The organism is Cryobacterium sp. TmT2-59, from assembly GCF_004403545.1.
Classification (GTDB): domain Bacteria; phylum Actinomycetota; class Actinomycetes; order Actinomycetales; family Microbacteriaceae; genus Cryobacterium; species Cryobacterium shii.
In genome coordinates this window covers 1-23,387 of the sequence record NZ_SOGM01000035.1, presented here as the reverse complement: position 1 = coordinate 23,387, position 23,387 = coordinate 1, and the positions used below count along the sequence as shown (strand labels likewise).

Below are 23,387 nucleotides of genomic sequence, written 5' to 3'. Positions count from 1 at the left end.
TTTTGCCGGATATGCCCATTTCCGGCCCAAAACAGGGTTGTAGAAGCAAAATCTCCGTCGAATTGGTGAGGGACGGAACGTGGAAAGGGGCGGGCGAGAACGCAGAAGGGCCCGGCGGATGCTCCGCCGGGCCCTTCTGAACGGGGTTGCGCTAGTCGCTGGTCACCGCGAGGTCGGGCGAGCCCGGCCCCGTGCCGATCGCGGCCGTCGTGTTGACCCCGACCCCGACCGCTGAGGCGCGAACGGTCGTGGTGAAGACGTACTCCCCGCCCACGTAGTCCACGTGCACGTGGTCGCCGGCGTTGAGCTCGCCCTGCAGGATCTTCTCTGACAGGCGGTCCTCCACCTCGCGCTGGATCGCGCGGCGCAGCGGCCGGGCACCCAGTGCGGGGTCGAAGCCGACCTCGATCAGGTGTTCCTTCACCGCGAGGGTCAGGTCCACCGTCATGTCGCGGTCGAGCAGACGCTCGCCCAGCCGCTTGATGAACAGGTCCACGATCTGCAGCAGTTCCGGCTTGGTCAGCTGCGGGAAGACGATGACCTCGTCCACGCGGTTGAGGAACTCGGGCTTGAAGTGCTTCTTCAGCTCTTCCTTGACCTTGCCGCTCATCCGGTCGTAGCTGGTGGCCGTGTCGCCCTCGAGCTGGAAACCGACGGGCGCGCCGCTGATGTCCTTGGTGCCGAGGTTCGTGGTCATGATGATCACGGTGTTCTTGAAGTCGATGACGCGACCCTGGCCATCCGTCAACCGGCCCTCTTCCAGAATCTGGAGGAGGGAGTTGAAGATGTCGGGGTGGGCCTTCTCGATCTCGTCGAACAGCACCACGGAGAACGGCTTGCGGCGCACCTTCTCGGTGAGCTGGCCGCCCTCTTCGAAGCCGACGAACCCGGGAGGGGCGCCGAACAGTCGGGACACGGTGTGCTTCTCGCCGTACTCACTCATGTCGAGCGAGATCATGGCGGCCTCGTCGTCGAAGAGGAACTCGGCGAGCGCCTTAGCCAGCTCGGTCTTGCCGACGCCGGTGGGGCCGGCGAAGATGAACGAACCGCTCGGGCGCTTCGGGTCCTTCAGGCCGGCACGGGTGCGGCGGATGGTCTTGGCGAGCGCCGAGATGGCCTCCTCCTGACCGATGACGCGCTGGTGCAGGGCCTTCTCCATGAAGACGAGCCGCGAGGACTCCTCTTCGGTGAGCTTGAAGACGGGGATGCCGGTCGCCTGGGCCAGGACCTCGGCGATCAGTCCTTCGTCGACGACGGCGGTGGTCTTGACGTCGCCCGACTTCCACTTCTTCTCGAGGCGCAGCCGCTCGCCGAGGAGGTTCTTCTCCTCGTCGCGCAGGCCGGCGGCCTTCTCGAAGTCCTGCTCCTCGATCGCGGTCTCCTTGGCGGCGCGCACCACGGCGATCTTCTCGTCGAATTCGCGCAGCTCGGGCGGGCTCGACAGGATCGACAGGCGCAGGCGGGCGCCGGCCTCGTCAATCAGGTCGATGGCCTTGTCCGGCAGGAACCGGTCGGACACGTAGCGGTCGGCGAGGTTCGCCGCGGCCACGAGGGCGCCGTCGGTGATGGACACCTTGTGGTGCGCCTCGTACCGGTCGCGCAGCCCCTTGAGGATGTTGATCGTGTGGGGCAGAGACGGCTCGGCGACCTGGATCGGCTGGAAGCGGCGCTCGAGCGCGGCATCCTTCTCAAAGTGCTTGCGGTACTCGTCGATCGTGGTGGCACCGATGGTCTGCAGCTCGCCGCGGGCGAGGAGAGGCTTCAGGATGCTGGCCGCGTCGATCGCGCCCTCGGCGGCACCGGCACCGACGAGGGTGTGGATCTCGTCGATGAAGATGATGATGTCGCCGCGGGTGCGGATCTCCTTGGTGACCTTCTTCAGGCGTTCCTCGAAGTCACCGCGGTAGCGGCTGCCGGCGATGAGCGAGCCGAGGTCGAGCGAGTAGAGCTGCTTGTCCTTCAGCGTCTCGGGCACATCGCCCTTGACGATGGCCTGGGCGAGGCCCTCGACGACGGCCGTCTTGCCGACGCCGGGCTCACCGATCAGAACCGGGTTGTTCTTGGACCTGCGGGACAGGATCTGCATGACCCGTTCGATCTCTTTCTCGCGCCCGATGACCGGGTCGAGTTTGTTGTCGCGGGCGGCCTGCGTCAGGTTCCGGCCGAACTGGTCGAGAATCTGGCTGCCCGCCGGACCGCTCGCCTGCTCGTTCGCGCCGACCTGCACCTGCTCCTTGCCCTGGTATCCAGACAGGAGCTGGATGACCTGCTGGCGCACCCGGTTGAGGTCGGCGCCGAGCTTAACGAGCACCTGGGCGGCAACGCCTTCACCCTCGCGGATGAGGCCGAGCAGAATGTGCTCGGTACCGATGTAGTTGTGGCCGAGCTGCAGCGCCTCGCGCAGACTCAATTCGAGCACCTTCTTAGCGCGCGGCGTGAACGGGATGTGCCCGGTCGGCTGCTGCTGGCCCTGGCCGATGATGTCCTGCACCTGCTCGCGCACGGCGTCGAGGGATATGCCCAAGCTCTCGAGGGCCTTGGCGGCGACACCCTCGCCTTCGTGGATCAGGCCGAGCAGGATGTGCTCGGTACCGATGTAGTTGTGGTTGAGCATCTTGGCCTCTTCCTGGGCCAAAACGACGACGCGACGAGCTCGGTCGGTAAATCTCTCAAACATGTGATCGCTCCCTTGGCGCCAGGGCAGTTGTGGCGCCGATACATCGAGAGTAACGAGGGAACCCTGAAATGCATGCCTCTGTTCGCCGCAGGCGTGACGGATGTCGCCGCGCACCCGCCGAGGCACCCGCCGCCGCGCCCGCCGCCGCGGCCCCGAGGCACCCGCCGAGACATGGCCGAGAGATCGCCGAGTTCGACCGTTGCGGCCGAGTTCGCCAGGCATGCCGGGCGAACTCGACCGGAAGTGGCGAGCTCGGCGGTGCGCGGGTACGGGGGGCGGCATGGGCAGGGGTGCGGCGTGGGCAGGGGGCGGGCGACATGGGCAGGCGTGACGGATGTCGCCGCGCACCCGCCGAGGCACCCGCCGTCGCGGCTCATAGGCACCCGCCGTCGCGGCTCATAGGTACCCGCCGCCGCGGCCGGCCGCGCGCTCCTTACGCATCGACCGGCGAGCGCAATAATGACTCCGAACGGTGGTGGGGAACGCGCCCCGGGGGGCCGTGACAATCGCAGGCGAGAGGCGGAGGCAGTGGACCGGACCGGAAGTCCCGAAGCGGAAAGCACGGCTGCGGCGGAAAGCACGGAAGCGGCGCTGGCCCGGCTGTCATCCGAGAATGCGCGGCTGCGAGAGCACCTCGACGCCGCAGAGGCCGCCGCGGCGGCCGGCGCAGAGACCGTTCCCCTTCCCGGCCTCGCCGCCCCCCCGCACTCCTCCCCCTTCCCGCCACCGATGGCGCGCGTTCCTGGCGGTGCTGCTGGTCACCGTCGGCGTTCTGCTGGCGCCGGTCGCCGTGGTGGCCCACTGGACCCGCAACGTGGTGACTGACACCAACACGTTCGTGGCCACCGTTGCGCCGCTGGCCGACGATCCCGCATTCCAGGCCTACCTGGTCGATGAGATCGTCACCGTCGTCGACGAGAAGGTCGATATCCAGGGGGTGACGAAAGACCTCTTCGACGGGCTCTCGAGCCTCAACCTGCCGCCCCGGGCGCAGGACGCCCTCGCCCTGCTGGAGGCGCCGGCCGTGCGCGGAGTGGAATCCCTCATCCGTTCCGGCGCCGAGCGGGTCGTCACCTCGGATGCGTTCGCGCAGGTCTGGGAGGAAGCCCTGCGGCTCAGCCACACCCAGATCGTCGCGGCGCTGGAGGGCGAGACCTCCTCCGCGCTCGTGATCAGCGGCACCGGCGAGGTCGGGATCCAGCTCGGGCCGATCATCGCCGAGGTGAAGAAGCAGCTTGTGGCGCAGGGCTTCGGCCTGGCCGCGAACATCCCGGAGGTCGATCGCACGATCCCGATCGCGCAGGCGGATGCCCTCGTGCAGGCCCGAACCGCGTACCAGCTCCTCGACGTTCTCGGCGCCGTGCTGCCCTGGGTGAGCCTGCTGTTGATCGCCGCCGGCGTGCTCGTGGCCAGGCGCAAGTCGCGCGCCCTGATCTGGGCGGGCGTGACTCTCGGTCTCTCGATGGCTCTGCTGGCCGCGGGGATCTCCGTCGGCCGCATCCTCTTCGTCAACGCTATATCGCCCGCCGATCTGCCGGCCGACCTCGCCGGCACCGTCTATGACGCGCTCGTGCCGCTCGTGCCGCTCGTGTACGCCACCGCGCTGTCGGTGGGCCTGGCCGCGGTGACCGTCGCCGTGGTCGCGTACCTGGCCGGCCCGTTCCGCGGGGCGATCGCCGTTCGTCGCCTGACCCGCGACGGGGCCCGAAGCCTGCGCGGCTCCGCCGCGCGGAGCGGCGTGACCACCGGGCGGGCTGGCGTCTGGCTCTACCGGGCCCGGCGCTACATCCGGGCAGCGGTCGGCGTGGCGGCCGCCGCGGTCGCGATCTTCTGGCGACCGCTCACCCCGGCCGTGATCATCTGGACCGCGTGCTCGCCCTTCTGGTGGTGCTGCTGCTCGAGCTGCTGCAGCGCCCGCCGGACGAGGTGCCGCCCCTCACTCCCGACGCGCCGACGGAACCGACCGACCTGACCGAGACGGCCGAAATACCGGCTGAGGGTGTCACGGTTGGAGCGGGGCCGGTGGGCTCAGAGGCCGTCGGCTCCGGGCCGCCCCCGCCCAGCCGCGACGACGTCGACTAGCCCGCACCCGGCACGGCACTGCACATCGGCCTACGAGGGCACGCCCGCCCCGAAGGTGGCGGTCACGGAGTACCGCTCGCCCAGAATGTGGCTGCAACGCAGTTCAACGGCGGCTCCGCGCTGGTAGCCGATTCTCTCGATCCGAAAAATAGGGGCTCCGGGGGCGCAGCCGAGACGTTCGACGTCCAGAGCCGAGGCGGTGTCGGCGCGTAGCTCCTCAACCCCGCCGTCCACGGTGATGCCACATCGCTCGCGCAGCTCCTTGTAGAGCGCGGTTGCGGCGAAGTCGACGCTCAGGAGCGGGCGGACCCGGTCAGCGGGGAGCCAGACGTGATCGACCGCGAACGGCTCCTCGTCTGCGAGACGCAATCGAGACAATTTGAACAACTCCTGGGCCGGCGGCAGCGAGAGGCGTTCGGCGACGGCCGGATCGGTGACCAGCCGGCGCTCCAGAACAACGCTGCGCTGGGTCATCCCGGATTCCTGCACGGATGCGAACAGGCTGTAGACCGGGCCGAAGGCGCTGCCCAGGCCGCCCACGATCACCCGGGGCTTCCTGCCCCTCTGAGCGGTAACCGACCCCGTCTCCCTGAGCGGGCGAAGGGCGCTGCGGATCGTACCCCGGCTGACGCCATAGGTCGCGGCCAGTTCCAGCTCACCGGGGAATCCGTCCGCGAATTCTCCCCGGGCAACGCGAACCGCGAGGTCCGCGCCGATGCTCTCCCAGAGCGGCCTGCGCGGGGCCGATTCAGACGGATCATGAGCGCGTGCGCCTGGCTGGGCAGGTGCTGCCACGGCTGTCCTTTCTCACTAAATGTCTATACATTGTAAATGTCTCATCAAAATCCGGGAGGGCGACGACCATGGCATCTGCGCAACCCAAGAACGCGTCGTCGGGCTCCCGCCGACGCGGCCTTGTCTACCTGATCGCCGGCGCTGTCGCGATTGTAGTCGTCCTCGGGGTCGGCTTCGCGGCCCAGTCCGGCACGGCAGAGCAGGCATCGCCCCCAGCCGGCGCCGACGAGCAAGGCTCCGAACCGGCCTTCGACATGTCCCGTCGAATTGACGGCGATCCGACGGCGCGGGGTGACACGGATGCCCCGGTGGTGCTGGTCGAGTATTCGGACTACCGCTGCCCGTTCTGCGCCGTCTTCGCCCGAGAGACCCTCCCGCTGCTCATCGGCGAATATGTTGATTCGGGCCAGGTGCGCATCGAATGGCGGGATCTCACGGTCTTCGGCCAGGAGTCCATTGACGCCGCCGTTGCGGGACGGGCAGCCGGGGCGCAGGGCCTGTTCTGGGAGTTCAACGAGGCGACGTTCCGGGATGCCCCCGAGAGAGCCCACCTCGCCCTGCCGCGGGAGCGTCTGCTCCAGATCGGCCGCGACATCGGAGTGCCTGACATGGCTCGTTTCGAGAGCGACCTGGCCGACCCCGCGCTACTGGCGGCTGTCACCAGGGACACCGACGAGGCTCGCTCGTTCGGCGCGACCGGAACACCGCTGTTTCTCGTCAACGACACGCCCATTTCCGGCGCCCAACCCGTCGAGGCCTTCCGCCAGGCCATTGATCGAGAACTCGCCGAAGCCGCCGAATAATGGATATCGGTTACGCCGGCGCGCTGATCGGCGGGGTCCTGACCCTGCTCAGCCCCTGCTCGGTCCTGCTCCTTCCCGCGTTCTTCGCCTACGCGTTCTCGACGCCGACGAAGCTCCTGGCCCGCACGGGACTCTTCTACCTGGGGCTGATCACCACACTCGTGCCGATCGGTGTCCTCGCCGGCACGCTCGGAGCGTTTTTGACGCAGAACCGCGCCGGGTTCGTGGCCGTCGCCGCATCCCTCGTGATCGCCCTCGGACTGGTCCAGCTCATCGGCATCAGGCTTCCGGCGTTCGCCAGGGACGGGGGCGGTGAGGGCACCTCCTCGGCCTCGGTCTTCCTCCTGGGATCGGTCTACGGGGTGGCCGGGGTGTGCGCGGGCCCCATTCTCGGATCGGTCCTCACGGTTGCCGCCGTCGGCGGAAACGCCGCCTACGGCGGCATCCTGCTGGCGATCTATGCGCTGGGAATGACCGTGCCCCTGTTCGTGCTGGCGCTGGTTTGGAACCGCCTGAGGATCGCGGAGCGCGGCTGGCTGCGGCCGCGAATGGTGCGGATCGGACGCTGGCAGAATTCGTGGCTGCTGGTCGTGTCCGGCCTGCTCTCGATCGGAATCGGAGCACTCCTCCTGCTGACCGAGGGCACGGCCGGACTCGGTGGCATCCTGACCATCGGCGAGCAGTTCGCCGCCGAGTCCTTCGTGCTGAACGCCTCCTCGGGCGTCTCCAATCTCGTCTTCGGCCTGGCGGCCATCGTGGCACTGATCATCATCGCCGTGATCTTCTTCGTGCGCGGCCGGCAACCGGCAGCTCCGGCGCGAGCCACAGAGCAGGCCGAACCCGGGCGATCAGCAGAGCCGATCGCCCGGTGACGAGTGCCAAGGGGCTCCTACTGCACCGCGGAGGTCAGCCGGGCGAGGTTGTCGAGCACCGTGGAGCGCAGCGGCTGCTTCATCCACTCCTCGAGGGTCAGTTCGCGGCTGTCGGCGCGGTAGCCGTCCTGCACCGCGCGCAGTTGCTGCACGAATGAGCGGCCGCGCACCATCATCGACACCTCGAAGTTGAGGCTGAACGAGCGCATGTCCATGTTGCTCGACCCGATCACGGCCACCTCGTCGTCGATCGTGAAGTGCTTGGCGTGCAGCACGTACGGCGCCTTGTACATGAAGATCTTCACGCCGGCCCGCAGGAGTTCCTCGTAGTAGGAGCGCTGCGCGTGGTAGACGAGGGCCTGGTCGGCGACCTCGGACACGAACAGTTCCACGTTCAGCCCGCGCTGGGTCGCGGTCGTGATCGCGTACAGGATCGATTCGTCCGGCACGAAGTACGGGCTCGTGATGATGATGCTGTCCTGGGCGTAGTAGAGCAGCGCCAGGAACAGCCGCAGGTTGTTCTCGCCCTCGAACCCGGGCCCACTGGGCACCACCTGACAGTCCAGCGAATGCGGAACGACCTCGGTCGACACCGGCTGGATATCGCGGGTGAGCAGGTCGTTCGTCTCGCTGTACCAGTCCGTGATGAAGATCGCGTTGAGTCCGGAGACGATCGGCCCCTCGACCCGTGTCATGAGGTCTTTCCACTGCAGTCCGCGACGGATGTTGGCGGGCATGTTGTAGCTGCGGTCGATGACGTTCTGTGACCCCATGTACCCGACCGTGCCGTCCACGATCAGCAGCTTGCGATGGTTGCGCAGGTCGGGACGCTGCCATTTGCCCTTCAGCGGCTGCAGCGGCAGCAGCAGCTCCCACTTCACTCCGGAGGCGGTGAGCCGGTTCAGCGTCGCCCGGTAGCCGGGCTTCCGCATGGACTGGATGTGGTCCATCAGCACGCGCACCGTGACGCCGCGCTTGACCGCGTTCTCGAGGGCGTCGAAGAACGGCGCCGTGGTCCTGTCGAGCGAGAAAATGTAGAACTCGACGTGCACGAAATTGCGTGCCTGGTCGATGTCGGTGACCATCTCGGCGAAAGTGCCCTCGTAGTCACCGAGCAGCCGGGCCTCGTTGCCGCCGACCAGCGGCATGGACCCCAGCGTGCGGTTGAGTTCGACGACCGATTCCAGCCACGGCGGCCACGGATGGTCGCGGCGCACCTGGTCGATGCCCTCGGTGCTGTCGAGGATGAACTGGTTGATCTCCTCCTGCATCTCCAGGCGCTTCCTCGGCAGGGTACGGTAGCCGATCATCAGGAAGAGCAGTGCGCCGATGAACGGCAGGAAGAAGATCGCGAGCAGCCAGGCCATCCCGGAGGTCGGCCGTCGGTTGCGGGGCACGACGATGATCGCAACGACACGGATGGCGAAATCGACCACCAGGGCGATCACCAGGATGACGGTCGAGACATCGATGCCGAACATGCGGTGCTAGGTGACCGGCTTGTCGAGCCCGAGCTTGGCGCGCTCTTCCGCCTCGATCCGGGCGTATACCTTACGTTCCGTTCGGTCGGCACGCAGGATGGACCGCATGATCACCCAGAAAATGAGCCCGACCAGAATGGTGGGCAGGAGCGACCAGAATGCGCTGACCCAGAAGTTGTCCATAGTCCCTCCAACGATACGGGAAAACGGTGGGCGAGGGCACAGGTCCACGGGGCTGTTCGGCTCGACCCGGGGGCTTTGTGAAGTGTTGATGGCTAAGCTTGCCCGGTGCCAGAAGGAGGACGGATACCGAAGCCCCGCGCGGCGTTGACGACCGCCACGAGCCGCGGCCTGGTCCTCGATCTGATCCGGTCGGCGGGGCCGATCAGCCGGGTCGAACTGGCCGAACGCACGGGTTTCACCCAGGCGACCATGTCCACCGTGGTGCGGCAGTTGATCCGGGAGGGCCTGGTGCGGGAGGCCGGCAGGAGCGAGTCCACCGGCGGCAAGCCGCGGGTGCTGCTCGAGGTCGACCCGGACGCCCGCTTCGCCGTCGGAATCCAGCTCGGCGCGGACTTCATCACCTTCGTGGTCACGAACCTGAGCGGGGCTCTGGTGGGAGGCACCCGCATCCGTGGGGTCGGGCCTAGCGATCCCGACCTCACGGTGGCACGGATGGCCGCCCAGGTCGACGCGCTCCTCACCGGGCTGGGCGTCGCGCCCGGCCGCGTGGTCGGCATCGGGATCGCGGCCCCGGGCCCGCTGGACCTTGATTCCGGGAGCCTGCTCGCCCCTCCGACCCTGGCGGCCTGGCGCGACTTCCCGATCCGAGACGCGGTCCGGCGCGCGACCGGGTTTCCGGTCACCATCGACAATGACGCGACCGCGGCTGCCATCGGCGAGTTCTGGAGCGGCTCCATCGCCGGCACGGCGGCGCACTGCACGGTCTACATGGGCGCCGGGATCGGATCGGGCATCGTGCTCGGCGGCACTGTCTACCGCGGCGCCAGCTCGAACGCCGGCGAGATCGGCCAGCTCTGGGTGAGCGCCCCCGACGGGGCGGGACCGGGAGCCACCGTGGAGGACCTCGCCGGGCCGAAGGCGATCGCGGCCAGCGCGCGGGCCGGTCTCGCCGAGGGACGCCGGTCGGCCGTTGAGCTGTCCCCCGAGGAAGACCCGTTCCTCGACTTCGAGCTCGTCGCCGCGGCCGCCGTCGACGGCGACCCGTTCGCCCTGGAGCTGATCACCCGGTCGGCCGACCACCTGGCCACGGCCATCGTCGCGGTCGCCAACATCCTCGACCTGGACTCGATCGTGCTGGCCGGCCCCTCCTTCGCCACGGCCGGCCCGCTCTACCTCGTTGCGGCCGAGCGCCGCCTGGCGGAGGGGTTCTTCGCCCGGGCGCGGCACCGCGTGCAGGTGCGCCTCTCCGCCCACGTCGCAGACGCCGCCGCCGTCGGCGCGGCCGCCCTCATCCTGCACCAGGAGCTCGCCCCGCACTCCGCCGGGCAGACCGCCCCGCGGGCGCGGCGACTTCCTATTTGACCAGGATGCCGTAGAGGCCGGTGACGACCAGGTACAGGCCGATGCCGCCGCCGATGATCCAGACCACGATCCGGTTCCGCGAGGGCCCGTTCCGCCGGGGCCCGCCGGATTCGGTGGGCTCGCCGGGCTCGGGGGTGCCGGAGGCGGGCGTGTGGGGGTTCGGCGTGTCGGAGGGCGTGATGCTCATGCGTCCATCATTTCACCAACGGGAACAGAATGGTCTCCCGGATGCCGAGGCCGGACAACGCCATCAGCAGGCGGTCGATGCCCATGCCCATGCCGCCGGTGGGCGGCATCCCGTACTCGAGGGCGCGCAGGAATTCCTCGTCCAGGCGCATCGCCTCCGGGTCTCCGCCGGCCGCGAGACGGGCCTGCTCGATGAAGCGCTCCCGCTGCACGACCGGGTCGACGAGCTCGGAGTAGCCGGTGGCCAGTTCGAAGCCGCGCACGTAGAGGTCCCACTTCTCGACCACGCCGGCGGTCTCCCGGTGGCCGCGCACGAGCGGGCTGGTGTCGATCGGGAAGTCCATCACGAACGTGGGGCGGGTCAGTCCGCCCTTCACGAAGTGCTCCCACAGTTCCTCGACGTACTTGCCGTGGATGGGGTGGTCGATCTCCAGGCCCTCCCGGTCGGCCAGCGTCTGGAGCTCGGCGAGCGGGGTTTCGGATGAGATGAGGTAGCCGACGGCCGCGGACAGGCTGTCGTACATGCCGATCCGGTCCCAGTCGCCGCTGAGGTCGAACTCGGTGCCGTCGGCCCAGGTCACCACATGCGAGCCGGCGATGGCCAGCGCGGCATCCTGGATCAGGGTCTGGGTGAGGTCGGCGATGGAGTTGTAGTCGCCGTATGCCTCATAGGCCTCGAGCATCGCGAACTCGGGCGAGTGGGTGGAGTCGGCGCCCTCGTTGCGGAAGTTGCGGTTGATCTCATAGACCCGGTCGATGCCGCCGACGACGGCTCGCTTGAGGAACAGCTCGGGGGCGATCCGCAGGTACAGGTCCGTGTCGAACGCGTTGCTGTGCGTCGTGAAGGGGCGGGCGGATGCGCCGCCGTGCATGACCTGCAGCATCGGCGTCTCGATCTCGATGAAATTGCGCTCGGTGAAGGTGCGGCGCAGGCTCGCGACCGTCTGCGAGCGCTGCACGACGCTGCGGCGGGCCTGTTCGCGGCTGATCAGGTCGAGGTACCGGCTGCGCACCCGGGTCTCCTCGCTGAGCTCGGTGTGCAGGTTGGGAAGCGGCAGCAGCGCCTTCGCGGCGACCTGCCACTCCGCCGCCATGATCGACAGCTCACCGCGGCGGGAGGAGATGACCTCGCCGGAGACGAACAGGTGGTCGCCCAGGTCGACGAGGTCCTTCCAGGCGGCGAGGGACTCCTCGCCCACCTCGCTGAGGGAGACCATGACCTGGATGCGGGTGCCGTCGCCGGACTGGAGACTGGCGAAGCAGAGCTTTCCGGTGTTGCGCAGGTGCACGACGCGGCCGGCGAGGCCGACGGTGACGCCGGTGACGGCATCCGCTTCGAGGTCGCCGAAGCGCGCGCGGACGGCCGGGATCGTGTCGGTCACGGGCACCGACACCGGGTAGGCACCCCCGCCGGGGCCGGTCGCGGCGGCGTTCAAGCGGTCACGCTTGGCCAGGCGCACGAGCTTCTGCTCGTTGCTTTCGGCCTCCGCTGCTGCGGCTGCCGCGGCGTTCTCGGCGTCGGTCGGTTCGGGGTTCTGCTGCTCGCTCATGCGGTTCTCCGTCTAGGGGATGTCCAGGGCCACGTTGTCGATCAGTCGGGTGTTCCCGACCAGCGCCGCGACCAGCATCCGGGCCGGCCCGACGTGGTCGGCGCCGACCGGAAGGAAAGTCCGCGGATCCACGACAACGAGATAGTCCAGTTTAACCAGCGGCTGAACGTCGATCCGCGCGTGGGCCGCGGCCAGCGCGGCGGCGACGCCCTGGGGGGCAGCGGATGCCGCCGCGTCGAGACCGGCGCTCAGCGACCGTGCGGCCAGGCGCTGGGCGGGATCGAGGTTGCGGTTGCGGCTGGAGAGGGCCAGTCCGCCCTCTTCGCGCACGATCGGCACGATCTCGAGGGCGAGCCGGAAGTCGAGGTCGGCCAGCATCCGTTCGACCAGGAAGACCTGCTGGGCATCCTTCTGGCCGAAGACGGCCAGGTCGGGGCCGACGATGTTGAACAGCTTCGCCACCACGGTGAGCATGCCGTCGAAGTGGCCGGGGCGCGCGGCGCCCTCGTACAGCGCGCCCACGGCGCCGGCGGTGACCCGGGTGGAGGCTGCGCCCGCCGGGTACATCACCTGGCTGGTCGGGGCGAAGACGAAGTCAACGCCCTCCGCGGCCAGGGCGGCGACGTCCGCGTCCAGGGTGCGCGGGTAGGTGTTCAGGTCCTCTCCCGCCCCGAATTGCAGCGGGTTCACGAAAATGGAGACCACGACGATGTCCCCCCGGCTGCGGGCGCGGCGCACCAGGGTCAGGTGGCCGGCGTGCAGGGCGCCCATGGTCGGCACCAGGACGATCCGCGCGTCGCCGGGAACGGCCCGCTCCCGTGCGGAGGCCAAGCGGCTCCGCAACTCGTCGATGCTGGTGATTACTTCTGGTGTGGTGAGCACGTTCACTCGTCCTCCGGTGTGTTGCGGTTGAATCATTCGTCGAAATCGTCGCGGTCGTCGGGCCGGTCAGGGGGGTCGAGTCCGGCCGGACCCCCGAGCCCCTCGAGGTGCGAGAGGTCGAGCCGGTCGGGGCTGGTGCGGGCCAGCGCATTCTCCATCGCCGAGCGCATCAGGGGGGCGATCACGGCCCCCGGATGTTCGATCCCGATCCCCGAGAGCAGCCCGGTGGCCTGCTCCACGATCGAGGTGGAGAACGCGGTCGCGGTCTCCACGGCCTCGGCGTACCGGGCCCGGTCGGCCTCCGCGACGATCACGGGCTCGCCGCCCATCTCCACGACGAGGGCCTGCCCGATCGGCAGCACCGGGGTCGGCGCGGTCACGGCGAAGTAGGTGTCGGCCAGACGGGCCAGGTCGATGCTGGTGCCGGTGAAGCTCATGGCCGGGTGAATGGCCAGGGGGATGGCGCCGCCGGCCTGCGCCGGCGCCAGCACCGCGGTGCCGTAGCGCGCCGAGGTGTGCAGCACGAGTTGTCCGGCCTGCCAGGTGCCGGTTGCGGCGAGCCCGCTGACCAGGCTCTCCAGCTGGGCGTCCGGTACCGCGATGATGACCAGTTCGCTGCGCTCGACCAGTTCGGGCACGCTGAGGATCGGCACGAACGGAAGGATGGCCTCCGCCCGGTCGCGGCTGGCCTGGGAGATCGCGGAGATTCCGACGATGGCGTGGCCGGCGCCGGCGAGGGCGGCGCCGAGGATGGGGCCGACGTGGCCGGCCCCGATGATGCCGATTCCGAGGCGGCCGGGACGCTGGCTCATTCGAGGGCTCCGTTCGGGAGGTTCCAGTGGTGGGTGGTGTCCGCTTGGGCGGACGTGATCGCTCCGGACGAGACCTGCTCGAACAACGCCACGGCTTCGCCCGCGTCGAGCACGCTGAGGGTCGCCACCACCGGTCCGGCGACGGTGTGCAGGCGCGCGGAGGCGAGGCGCAGCATCCGTTCGACCGGGCCCTGGTTGATGCCCACGCTCTGCAGCCGGGCCAGAGGAACGAGGATCAGCTCCCGGGAGAGCACGCCGCGGCGGAGCAGGGCGACCCCCTCGGAGAGGGCGTAGCCGGTGCGGCGCCAGGAGAACGGCAGCAGCCAGGCGGCGCGGCGCGGCGCGTTCGTGAAGCCGTCGTCGCCCCCCGTGGAGCGGAGCCCCCGCTCGATCAGGGCCTGCTGAGGCGCGGAGTCGAACCCCGGCAGGATCAGTTCGAGTACCCGGGCGACGTCGGCGAGCGTGCCCACCGGCAGCGTCGTGGTGTCGGCCTCGCCGCCGGCGCCCTTGTTCGTGGAGTGGCCGGCCGTGTTGATGTGCACCTGCCACCAGCCGAACGGGCGCCAGAGGATGGGCTGGGAGACACGGATGGCGTGGATGCGGCCCGGCGGCAGGGTCTCGTTGCTGGTGGTCAGCAGGCCGAACCCGACCCGCACGCCGTCGGCGGTGCCGGCGATGCTGTAGCGCAGCGACCTGGTGACGCGGGAGAAGTAGAAGCTGACGCTCGCGATCAGGCCCGGCAGGATGACCACGAGCAGCCAGCCGCCGGTGTCGGCGGTCCAGCCGAAGACGGCCAGGGCGATGGCCGCCAGGACCAGGAAGACCGTGAACCTGCTGAAGAGGACGGAGCCGATCAGCCGTCCGGGCGGGATCCGCACGACGGATTCCGGCGGCGCCGCGTCGGGGTCAAGCTCGGGAGCGAAGAAGTCGGCGGCCCGGTGGGCGGCGAACGCGCCGAGCCCGGCCGGGGTTCCCGCGCCGGGGACCACGGCGGCGGCACCCTCGAGGGGAGCGGCGGCGCCCGGCTGCACCGGCGCGGGCTGCCGCAGACCTGACGCGAGGCGAAGGATGTCCCGGCGCAGCTGGTCCGCGTTGGCCGACCCCAGGTAGGCGAGCTGCACGTTCGCGTCCTGGCCGGCCACGCTCACCTCGAGCTTCGCGGCTCCGAACAGGCGCGGCACGAAGGGGCGCACGATGTTGACGCCCTGGATCCGGTCGAGGCGGGCACGGCGGTTGCTGCGGAAGACCAGGCCGCTGCGCACCTCGACCACCTCGCCGGTGACCCGGAAGGTGTGCATGCGCCAGGACAGGTAGAAGCCCGCCAGGATCGCGATCAGCACGGCCGTGAGTCCGAGCAGGGCCCAGCCGACGGCGCCGCGCTCGAGGATCTCGTCGATCGGGTCACCGCCGTAGCGTGGAACCCCCAGGAAGAAGTCGACCAGGCGTTCGCGCAGGTTCGCGACGATGAAGCCGAGCACCGCGACGATGAAGATTCCGCCGCGCAGCAGGGGGCTGGCCGGGTGCAGCCGGTGCCACTCCCCGTCGGCCAGCTCGGTCACAGTCCGGCCCGACGGCTCTCGGCCAGTTCGACGAGAGCGTCGCGCAGGCTCTCCGCATCCGCCTCGGTGAGCCCGGGGATGAGGACTCCGGAAGAGGCGGCGGCCGTCACGAACTTGAGGTCGGCGAGTCCCAGCCGGCGCGCGATCGGTCCGCGGGTGATGTCGACCAGCTGCATCCGCCCGTAGGGAACCGACACGAACCGGGTGAACATGATGCCCCGCCGGAAGAGCAGGTCGTCCTGGCGCAGCTGGTAGCCGATGGCGCGCACCCGGCGCGGTTCGAACGCGACCGTGACCGCCGTGATCACGATGATGGCCGCGAGCAGGTACGGCGCCCACTGCACGTCCGCGACCAGCCACAGCGCGGAGGCTGCGGCGCACAGGGCCAGGCCGAAGAGCACCGTCCCGACGATCTCCACCACCACGTACCTGGGCGAGACGCGCTTCCACTCACCCGCCTCGGGCAGGTCCAGTCGTCCGGCGGTCTCAGGCACGTATTCCGCCCTGCTCGTCGTCCTCGTCGTCCGGGGGGAGCGTGCAGAAGTGCTCGGCGACGAGACAGAGGGTCAGCAGGATCGCGGCCCCGAGCGCCATCCCGAGTGCGGACCAGACCGACGTTGCCGCCGGCATCACGGACCGGGTCAGGGCGTAGAGCACGATGCCGAGGCCGAAGCCGAGCATCAGCGCCCCGCTCAGCGCTGAGGCCTTCGCCAGGACGGCAACGCGCATGGCGAGGAAGGGGTTGACGTGCCGGCGCACCTTGCCCCGGGTCGCCTGCCGGATCGGCCACGCCAGCGCCACCACGGCGATGGCGATGCCGACCAGGGCCACCGGCAGCGTGGCCGGGGGCAGGACCATCGCGGCCCCGGTCGCCGCCGAGGTGATTTCGACCAGGAAGCCGACGACCAGGCCCAGCATGGTCAGGGCGATGACGGGTGTCGCGCGGGTGCGCTTCACCGGGCGCCGCCGATGTCGTGCGGCAGACGGTAGGGCCGCACCGTGGAGCCGACGGCGGCGAGCAACGCGCGCACCGTGCCGTGCCCCGGCAGGACGGCCTCGGGGTCGAGGTCCAGCCACGGGGCCAGCACGAAGTCGCGCTCCCAGGCCCGAGGGTGCGGGAGGGTCAGGCGGGCGTCATCGATTTCGAGGTCGTCGAAGGCGATGATGTCGATGTCCAGGGTGCGATCACCCCACCACTCGGCGCGCACCCGGCCGTGGTCGTTCTCGATGGCGTTCACGGCGTCCAGCAGGGTGTGCGGGTCGCCGTCGTAACGGATGCCCACCACCAGGTTGAGGTACCGGGGCGCGTTCTCGTCGACGCCGTGCGGCTTCACCGCGACCGATTCGTACACCGGGGACACGGCGGTCAGCTCGAGCCCGTGAATCCCGGCCAGCTCGTTCACGGCCGCCGCGAGGGTGGCCGCCCGGTCGCCGAGGTTGCTCCCGAGGGCCAGCAGCGCCGGCTGCCCGCTCATTCGCGGGTCCGCAGGATCTGCACCGCGACATCCGTGAACGGCACGGAGATCGGCGCCTGCGGCTTGTGCACCGTCACCTGCACCCGCTCGGCCACGTCGTGGGCCAGGACCACGGCGGCGATGCGCTCGGCCACGGTTTCGATCAGGTCGACCGGGTTGTGCCGGGCTGCATCGGTGACCTCGACGGCGAGTTCGCCGTAGTGGATGGTCTGGGTCACGTCGTCGGACGCCGCGGCCCGCTGCAGGTCGAGCCAGACCGTCACGTCGATGACGAAGTCCTGACCGTTCTCACGCTCGAAGTCGTAGACGCCGTGATGCGCGTTGACTCGGAGCCCGGTCAACGTGATGGAGTCGCTTCTCATAGTTCCATTGTGGCCGAGTCGACCAGTGCGAGCACGTTCAGTGCCGTGCGCGTCGCCGCGACGTCGTGCACGCGAACCGCCCAGGCGCCGGCCTGGGCCGCCAGCACGCTGACCACCGCGGTCGGCAGGTCGCGCTCGGAGAGGCCGACGTCGGCGGGGAGCGCCCCGGCCAGGAACCGTTTCCGGGACGCGCCCACCATCACGGGAAGCCCCAGGTCGGCGAAGGACGTCAGGTGCGCGAGCAGTTGCCAGTTGTGCTCGGGCAGTTTCGAGAAGCCCAGACCGGGGTCGAGCACGATGTTGCCCCGCAGCACGCCGGCCTCGGTGAGCGCCTCCACCCGGGCGGAGAGTTCGGCGCGCACGTCGGCGACGACATCGCCGTACCGGGCCAGCGCGTCCATCTTCCGGGCGTGTCCGCGCCAGTGCATGGCCACGTAGGTGAGCCCGCTGTCCGCAGCGACGGATGCCATCACCGGGTCGGCCAGTCCCCCGGAGACGTCATTGATGACGCTCGCGCCGGCGGCGGCGGCCGCCGCGGCGGTGCCGGAGTTGAGGGTGTCCACACTGATCCGGAGACCCTGGCGGGCCAGTTCGGTGATCACCGGGATGATCCGGGATTGCTCCTCGGCGGGCGAGACGCGGCCGGCGCCGGGGCGAGTGGACTCGCCGCCCACATCGATCAAATCGGCCCCCTCGCCCGTGAGCGCGAGGGCGTGGGCGATGGCGGCATCCGTGGAGGCCCACTTCCCGCCGTCGCTGAAGGAGTCCGGGGTGACGTTGAGCACCCCCATCACCAGGGTCCTCGGCGGGGCCGGCGCCGACGAATGCGGGGGCGTCACCGCCCGGCCCCGATCAGGGCCATGATCTCGGCGCGCGCGGCGGGCTCGGACAGCTCGCCGCGGCTGGCCATGGTGACGGTCGAGCTGGCGGACTGCCTCGGGCCGCGGGCGGTCACGCAGCCGTGCACGGCGTCGAGGACCACGAGCACCCCGCGCGGCCGGAGCCCCGTGTGCAGGGCCTCGGCGATTTCCTCGGTCAGCCGCTCCTGCAGCTGGGGCCGGGTGGCCAGGGTGTCGACCACGGCGGGCAGCTTGCCCAGCCCGACGACGCGTTCGTCGGGCAGGTAGGCGAGGTGGGCGGTGCCGAGGAACGGCAGCAGGTGGTGTTCGCAGACCGACCGGAAGGCGATGTCCCGCAGCAGCACGAGCTCGCCCGTGTGGGGTCCCACCGGGATGGTGTCGCGCAGGTGGTCGACCGGGTCGACGTCGAGCCCCGCGAAGAATTCAGCGTAGGACTCCGCTACCCGCCGGGGCGTCGCCTCGAGCCCCGGCCGGGCGACATCCTCGCCGATTGCGGCGATGATCTCGGCGACCGCGGCTTCGATCCGCGCCCTGTCTACTGCCACCGGCGCGACCTAGGCGGTGGCGGGACGGGGGCTGCGGGCCGGCGTGCGGGCCGGCTTGCTCGCGACGGCGTCGCCGTCGAGCACGCCGGTCGGGGCGGAGATCTTGGGTGCCGGCATCGGGATGGGAGGCTGGTCGGAGACGGGGCGCTTGTCGCTGGACAGCCACTGCGGCCGGGTCGGGAGCTTGACGACGCCCTCGAAGATATCGGCCAGCGCGTGCTGGTCGAGCGTTTCGTGCTCGAGCAGCGCCGCGGCCAGCCGGTCCAGGATCTCCCGGTTGGTGTTCAGCACCTCGTAGGCCTCGTCGTGCGCGTCTTCGAGGAGCTGGCGCACCTCGGCGTCGACGCTCTCGGCGACCCTTTCGGAGTAGTCGCGCTGGTGGCCCATGTCGCGGCCGAGGAAGACCTCACCGGATCCCTGGCCCAGCTTGAGCGGGCCGACGGCCGAACTCATCCCGAACTCGGTGACCATCTTGCGGGCTGTGGACGTGGCCTTCTCGATGTCATTCGAGGCGCCGGTGGTGGGGTCGTGGAAGATGATCTCCTCGGCCACCCGGCCGCCCATGGCGTAGGCGAGCTGGTCGAGCAACTCATTGCGCGTGACGGAGTAGCGGTCTTCGACCGGCATCACCATCGTGTAGCCGAGGGCGCGACCGCGGGGCAGGATCGTGATCTTCGTCACCGGGTCGGTGTTGCGCATCGCGGTCGCGACCAGCGCGTGGCCGCCCTCGTGGTACGCGGTGATCAGTTTTTCCTTGTCGCGCATGACCCGGCTGCGGCGCTGCGGACCCGCCATCACCCGGTCGACGGCCTCGTCCAGGGCGCGGTTGTCGATCAGCTGGGCGTTGGAGCGGGCCGTCAGCAAGGCGGCCTCGTTCAGCACGTTGGCCAGGTCGGCGCCGGTGAAGCCGGGAGTCTTGCGGGCCAGCACCTCGAGGTCGACGCCGGGGGCCATGGGCTTGCCCTTGGAGTGCACCTCGAGGATGCGCTTGCGTCCGAGCATGTCGGGGGCGTCCACGCCGATCTGACGGTCGAACCGGCCGGGGCGCAGCAGCGCCGGGTCGAGGATGTCCGGACGGTTCGTCGCAGCGATCAGGATGACGTTGGCCTTGACGTCGAAGCCGTCCATCTCGACCAGGAGCTGGTTGAGGGTCTGCTCACGCTCGTCGTGACCGCCGCCCATGCCGGCGCCGCGGTGGCGCCCGACGGCGTCGATTTCGTCGATGAAGATGATGGCCGGGGCATTTTCCTTGGCCTGCTGGAACAGGTCGCGCACGCGGCTCGCGCCGACGCCGACGAACATCTCGACGAAGTCGGAACCGGAAATGGCGTAGAAGGGCACGTTGGCCTCACCGGCCACGGCGCGGGCGAGGAGAGTCTTTCCGGTGCCGGGAGGGCCGTAGAGCAGAACGCCCTTCGGGATGCGCGCGCCGACGGCCTGGAACTTGGCCGGTTCCTTGAGGAAGTCCTTGATCTCTTCGAGTTCTTCGATCGCCTCGTCGGCGCCCGCGACATCCGCGAACGTGACCTGGGGGCTCTCCTTGGAGACGAGCTTGGCCTTGGACTTGCCGAACTGCATGACCTTGTTGCCCCCTCCCTGCATGCCGGAGAGCATCAACCAGAAGAACACGCCGATCAGCAGCAGCGGCAACAGGATCCCGAGCAGGGACAGGAACCAGCTCGATTTGGGCACCTCGTCGGTGAAACCGTTCTTCGGGTCTGCGTTCGTGACGGCGGTGATGATCTCCTCGCCGCGCGGGGCGACGTAGTAGAACTGCACCTCGCTGCCGAGTTTCGGATCGGCCTTGGTCAGGGTCAGGTCGACGCGCTGCTCGCCGTCGACGATCTTGGCCTCGGAGACCTTCCCGTCCTTGAGGAACTCGAGCCCCTGTTGGGTCGAAATCTCTTTGAATCCCGACATGGTAATGAGGCTCGACCCTACCCAGACGGCAACAAATGCCAGCAGAATGTAGAGGAGCGGCCCGCGCAGTAGCTTCTTGACGTTCATCGTGGTCACAGGCTACCTTGCCGCCACTGAGCGGGAACCGTGTGTTCGCCCAAAGCGCTATGTGTGTCAGCGCCAGGGTGTCAGCGCTCCGTGCGGGTCAGGCGTAGATGTGCGGGGCGAGCACGCCGACCGAGCGCAGGTTGCGGTAGCGCTCGTCAAAGTCGAGGCCGTAGCCGACGACGAACTGGTTCGGGATGTCGAATCCGAGGTACTTCACGTCGATGTCGACGCGAGCCGCGGCGGGCTTCCGCAGCAGCGCGCAGATCTCGACGGATTCGGGTCCGCGCGACTTGAGGTTGGCGAGCAGCCAGGAGAGCGTCAGCCCGGAGTCGATGATGTCCTCGACGATCAGGACGTTCCGCCCGTGCAGGTCGGTGTCAAGGTCCTTGAGGATGCGGACGACGCCGCTGGACTGCGTGCCGGAGCCGTAGGAGCTCACCGCCATCCAGTCCATCGTGATCGGGTGCACGAGTTCGCGGGCCAGATCCGCCATGACCATGACCGCGCCCTTGAGAACGCCGACCAGCAGCAGGTCCTTGCCGGCGTAGTCCTTCTCGATCACGCGACACAGCTCGGCGAGCCTGGCCCGGATCTGCTCCTCATCGATCAGAATCTCGGTGAGGTCGCCTTCAATGTCGCGGGGTTCCATGGGAGCGGGATGTTCCTTTGCTTGGAGTGTGTCCAGGCGCGGCGAAAATCAGCCAACCGTCCTGCCGTACAACTCTAACGCCTGGCAGGTCCAGCGCCTTCTGTCCGTGCCAGTCGGTGACCAGCCGAAGCGCGGCCAGCGTGTGCACCCGTTCCAGGGATGCGCCGAATTCGCGCTCTACCGCGAAACGGATGATCCGCTGCCGCAGCGCGGGCGGGTTCGCTTCCAGCCCGCTCACCGCCAGCCGCACGCCGCCCGTACTTAGTTCGCAGAGCTCCTCGGCCCGCTGCCGGGCCAGGTCGTCCAGGGCGCCGGAGTCCTCCCTCAGGTGGTCGGCCGTGCGCGCGAGCGCCTCGGCGACGCCCGGGCCCAGTTCGTCCTCGAGCAGCGGCAGCACGGTGTGCCGCACCCGCACCCGCGCGAATCTTCGATCGAGATTATGGGGGTCCTGCCAGGGCGTCAGTCCGACGTCGAGGCAGAACCGGCGCGTCACGGCTCGGCGAATGCCCAGCAGCGGCCGCAGGAACGGCCCGCTGACGGCGCTCATCCCCTGCAGGCTGGTCGGGCCGGAGCCCCGCGCCAGCCCGAGCAGCACGGTCTCGGCCTGGTCGTCGAGGGTGTGGCCGAGCAGCACGTGGCTCGCACCGGTCTCCGCCAGCGCCCGGTCGAACGCCGCGTACCGCGCCTGGCGGGCGGAGGCCTCCGGCCCGCCGGCACCCGCGCCTTCGTCGACGGTGACCCGCAGGGTGAGCACCGGGTCGAGGCCGAGCGCACCGGCCTGACGGGCCGCCTCGGCGGCGACCTCGGCCGAGCCGGCCTGCAGCGCGTGGTCGACGATGACCGCCCCGGCGCCCAGGCCGGCGCGCGACGCCTCGAAGGCGGTGGCGGCGGCGAGGGCGAGCGAGTCGGCTCCCCCGCTCAGCCCGACCAGCACGAGACCGGCCTCGGGGAGCAGCTCACGCACCATCCGCCGCACATCGGCGATGGCCGGGCTGAGCCTCGGACGGCGGGGGGACTCCATCCAGTAACGTTAGCGGCAGACTTTGATCAAGGGAGAAACAGGCCATGGCCGCATACGACGCAGTAATCGAAATCCCCCGTGGGAGCCGTAACAAGTACGAGGTCGACCACGAGACCGGCCGGGTCTACCTGGACCGGGTGCTCTACACGAGCTTCGTCTACCCGACCGACTACGGCTTCTTCGAGAACACCCTCGGCCTGGACGGCGACCCGGTCGACGTTCTCGTGCTGCTCGACTTCCCGCTCTTTCCGGGCGTCGGGCTCTCCGTGCGTCCGGTCGGCGTGTTCAACATGACGGATGACGGCGGCTCAGACGCGAAGGTCATCGCCGTTCCGGCCGGCGACCCGCGCTGGGACCACATCCAGGATGTCAAGGACATCCCGGAGTACACGCGCAAGGAAATCGAGCACTTCTTCGAGCACTACAAGGACCTCGAACCCGGCAAGTGGGTCAAGACCGAGGGCTGGGGCGACGCCGCCGAAGCCGACCAGATCGTGCGCGACGGGATCGAGAAGCTGGCGACCGAGGGCCACTAGCCTCCGCTCCTCCAACACCCACACACACTCGCCGAACCGTGAGAAAAGCCCCTTCCCGGAGTCCGGGAAGGGGCTTTTCTCACGGTTCGGCGTAGAAGGGCCGGCCGGATGAGGGGTCGGGGTCAGCCGGTGGGCCGGCCGACGTACGGGGCTACGTCCCCGGGCGACCAGATGCTGTGGATGCGCACCGGCTTGCCGACGTCCGGAGCCTCGAGCACCTGCCCGCCGCCCACGTAGATGGCCACGTGGTAGTAGTCGCCGCCGCCGCCCCAGAAGACGAGGTCGCCGCGCTGAACCTGGCTGAACGACACCAGCCGGCCCTGGTTGGCCATCGTGCGGTACTGCGCGGTCGCCGAATGCGGCCCGACGTAGACGCCGGCCGCACCGTAGGCGGCCTTGGTCAGGCCGGAGCAGTCCCAGACGTCGGGACCGGATCCGCCCAGTTGGTAGCGGTCGCCGAGCTGCTGACGGGCGAAGTTCAGTGCCGTGTCGACGGCGCTCGCGTTGGGGGTCGGTGCCGAGGCGGCCGGCTGAGCCGGCGCAGGTGCGGGTGCCGGCGCAGGTGCCGGCGCAGGTGCGGGTGCCGGCGCAGGAGCAGGAGCCGGAGCCGGCGCAGGAGCCGGAGCCGGAGCAGCCGGCTTAGCCGCAGCGGGAGCCGGCTGGGCGGCCGGCGCCGGACGGACGGCCG

General features: G+C 69.5%; 24 protein-coding genes. 5 read left to right on the top strand and 19 right to left on the bottom strand.

Annotated elements, in window-relative coordinates:
- Positions 1-151: 151 nt before the first annotated feature.
- Positions 152-2,677, bottom strand: a complete 2,526-nt coding sequence (locus tag E3T24_RS05835; RefSeq protein WP_134366831.1) for an ATP-dependent Clp protease ATP-binding subunit — start codon at positions 2,675-2,677, stop codon at positions 152-154.
- A gap of 748 nt (positions 2,678-3,425) precedes the next feature.
- Between E3T24_RS05835 and E3T24_RS05830 the strand changes: the two genes are divergently transcribed.
- On the top strand, positions 3,426-4,649 hold the full coding sequence (locus E3T24_RS05830) for a hypothetical protein (RefSeq protein WP_134403053.1): 1,224 nt from the start codon (positions 3,426-3,428) through the stop codon (positions 4,647-4,649).
- A gap of 140 nt (positions 4,650-4,789) precedes the next feature.
- Here E3T24_RS05830 and E3T24_RS05820 read toward each other — a convergent pair whose 3' ends face one another.
- Entirely contained in the window at positions 4,790-5,554 is a 765-nt protein-coding gene (locus E3T24_RS05820) for a GntR family transcriptional regulator (RefSeq protein WP_241976073.1), read from the bottom strand.
- 68 nt (positions 5,555-5,622) lie between these two features.
- Between E3T24_RS05820 and E3T24_RS05815 the strand changes: the two genes are divergently transcribed.
- Both E3T24_RS05815 and E3T24_RS05810 read left to right on the top strand, forming a co-directional pair.
- Positions 5,623-6,357, top strand: a complete 735-nt coding sequence (locus E3T24_RS05815; RefSeq protein WP_134366833.1) for a thioredoxin domain-containing protein — start codon at positions 5,623-5,625, stop codon at positions 6,355-6,357.
- On the top strand, positions 6,357-7,229 hold the full coding sequence (locus E3T24_RS05810; RefSeq protein ID WP_134366834.1) for a cytochrome c biogenesis CcdA family protein: 873 nt from the start codon (positions 6,357-6,359) through the stop codon (positions 7,227-7,229). The genes E3T24_RS05815 and E3T24_RS05810 overlap by 1 nt, the downstream gene beginning before the upstream one ends.
- Positions 7,230-7,246: 17 nt before the next feature.
- Here E3T24_RS05810 and cls read toward each other — a convergent pair whose 3' ends face one another.
- Positions 7,247-8,710, bottom strand: coding sequence for a cardiolipin synthase (cls, locus tag E3T24_RS05805; RefSeq protein WP_134366835.1), 1,464 nt, complete (start codon positions 8,708-8,710; stop codon positions 7,247-7,249).
- Positions 8,711-8,716: 6 nt separating this feature from the next.
- The gene (locus E3T24_RS17255) at positions 8,717-8,893 is read right to left on the bottom strand and encodes a hypothetical protein (protein ID WP_166787168.1); all 177 of its coding nucleotides are present in this window, start codon (positions 8,891-8,893) and stop codon (positions 8,717-8,719) included.
- 105 nt (positions 8,894-8,998) lie between these two features.
- Between E3T24_RS17255 and E3T24_RS05800 the strand changes: the two genes are divergently transcribed.
- Positions 8,999-10,255 (top strand): ROK family transcriptional regulator, encoded by a 1,257-nt coding sequence (locus E3T24_RS05800; RefSeq protein ID WP_241978632.1) that lies wholly within the window; start codon positions 8,999-9,001, stop codon positions 10,253-10,255.
- Here the strand turns inward: E3T24_RS05800 and E3T24_RS05795 are convergent.
- The 14 genes from E3T24_RS05795 to tilS form a co-directional block, all read right to left on the bottom strand.
- On the bottom strand, positions 10,248-10,442 hold the full coding sequence (locus E3T24_RS05795; RefSeq protein WP_134405514.1) for a hypothetical protein: 195 nt from the start codon (positions 10,440-10,442) through the stop codon (positions 10,248-10,250). The genes E3T24_RS05800 and E3T24_RS05795 overlap by 8 nt on opposite strands.
- 7 nt (positions 10,443-10,449) lie before the next feature.
- Entirely contained in the window at positions 10,450-11,991 is a 1,542-nt protein-coding gene (gene lysS, locus E3T24_RS05790) for a lysine--tRNA ligase (RefSeq protein WP_134403054.1), read from the bottom strand.
- Between the two features lie 12 nt (positions 11,992-12,003).
- Positions 12,004-12,873, bottom strand: a complete 870-nt coding sequence (gene panC, locus E3T24_RS05785) for a pantoate--beta-alanine ligase (RefSeq protein ID WP_241978631.1) — start codon at positions 12,871-12,873, stop codon at positions 12,004-12,006.
- 32 nt (positions 12,874-12,905) lie between these two features.
- Complete coding sequence (locus E3T24_RS05780) at positions 12,906-13,685, bottom strand: DUF2520 domain-containing protein (protein WP_134366839.1); 780 nt, start codon at positions 13,683-13,685, stop codon at positions 12,906-12,908.
- Positions 13,682-15,244, bottom strand: a complete 1,563-nt coding sequence (locus E3T24_RS05775; RefSeq protein WP_134366840.1) for a PH domain-containing protein — start codon at positions 15,242-15,244, stop codon at positions 13,682-13,684. The genes E3T24_RS05780 and E3T24_RS05775 overlap by 4 nt, the downstream gene beginning before the upstream one ends.
- Positions 15,241-15,738 carry a PH domain-containing protein gene (locus E3T24_RS05770; RefSeq protein WP_134366841.1) on the bottom strand — a complete coding sequence of 166 codons (498 nt, stop codon included), beginning with the start codon at positions 15,736-15,738 and terminating at the stop codon, positions 15,241-15,243. The genes E3T24_RS05775 and E3T24_RS05770 overlap by 4 nt, the downstream gene beginning before the upstream one ends.
- Positions 15,731-16,201 carry a DUF3180 domain-containing protein gene (locus E3T24_RS05765; protein WP_134366842.1) on the bottom strand — a complete coding sequence of 157 codons (471 nt, stop codon included), beginning with the start codon at positions 16,199-16,201 and terminating at the stop codon, positions 15,731-15,733. The genes E3T24_RS05770 and E3T24_RS05765 overlap by 8 nt, the downstream gene beginning before the upstream one ends.
- Positions 16,198-16,719 carry a 2-amino-4-hydroxy-6-hydroxymethyldihydropteridine diphosphokinase gene (folK, locus tag E3T24_RS05760; RefSeq protein ID WP_134366843.1) on the bottom strand — a complete coding sequence of 174 codons (522 nt, stop codon included), beginning with the start codon at positions 16,717-16,719 and terminating at the stop codon, positions 16,198-16,200. The genes E3T24_RS05765 and folK overlap by 4 nt, the downstream gene beginning before the upstream one ends.
- Entirely contained in the window at positions 16,716-17,081 is a 366-nt protein-coding gene (gene folB, locus E3T24_RS05755; protein WP_134366844.1) for a dihydroneopterin aldolase, read from the bottom strand. The genes folK and folB overlap by 4 nt, the downstream gene beginning before the upstream one ends.
- On the bottom strand, positions 17,078-17,872 hold the full coding sequence (gene folP / locus E3T24_RS05750) for a dihydropteroate synthase (protein WP_134366845.1): 795 nt from the start codon (positions 17,870-17,872) through the stop codon (positions 17,078-17,080). Before folP ends, folB begins: the two co-directional genes overlap by 4 nt.
- A 44-nt stretch (positions 17,873-17,916) precedes the next feature.
- Complete coding sequence (gene folE / locus E3T24_RS05745) at positions 17,917-18,486, bottom strand: GTP cyclohydrolase I FolE (RefSeq protein WP_134366846.1); 570 nt, start codon at positions 18,484-18,486, stop codon at positions 17,917-17,919.
- A gap of 9 nt (positions 18,487-18,495) precedes the next feature.
- Positions 18,496-20,493, bottom strand: coding sequence for an ATP-dependent zinc metalloprotease FtsH (ftsH, locus tag E3T24_RS05740; RefSeq protein WP_134366847.1), 1,998 nt, complete (start codon positions 20,491-20,493; stop codon positions 18,496-18,498).
- 97 nt (positions 20,494-20,590) lie between these two features.
- Complete coding sequence (hpt, locus tag E3T24_RS05735; RefSeq protein ID WP_134366848.1) at positions 20,591-21,142, bottom strand: hypoxanthine phosphoribosyltransferase; 552 nt, start codon at positions 21,140-21,142, stop codon at positions 20,591-20,593.
- Positions 21,123-22,163, bottom strand: coding sequence for a tRNA lysidine(34) synthetase TilS (tilS, locus tag E3T24_RS05730; protein ID WP_134366849.1), 1,041 nt, complete (start codon positions 22,161-22,163; stop codon positions 21,123-21,125). Before tilS ends, hpt begins: the two co-directional genes overlap by 20 nt.
- Before the next feature lie 44 nt (positions 22,164-22,207).
- Here tilS and ppa point away from each other — a divergent pair, with 44 nt between their 5' ends.
- Positions 22,208-22,699 carry an inorganic diphosphatase gene (gene ppa, locus E3T24_RS05725; protein ID WP_134366850.1) on the top strand — a complete coding sequence of 164 codons (492 nt, stop codon included), beginning with the start codon at positions 22,208-22,210 and terminating at the stop codon, positions 22,697-22,699.
- A gap of 122 nt (positions 22,700-22,821) precedes the next feature.
- Here ppa and E3T24_RS17250 read toward each other — a convergent pair.
- On the bottom strand, positions 22,822-23,387 hold a 566-nt coding region (locus tag E3T24_RS17250), incomplete at its 5' end, for an NlpC/P60 family protein (protein ID WP_174776539.1).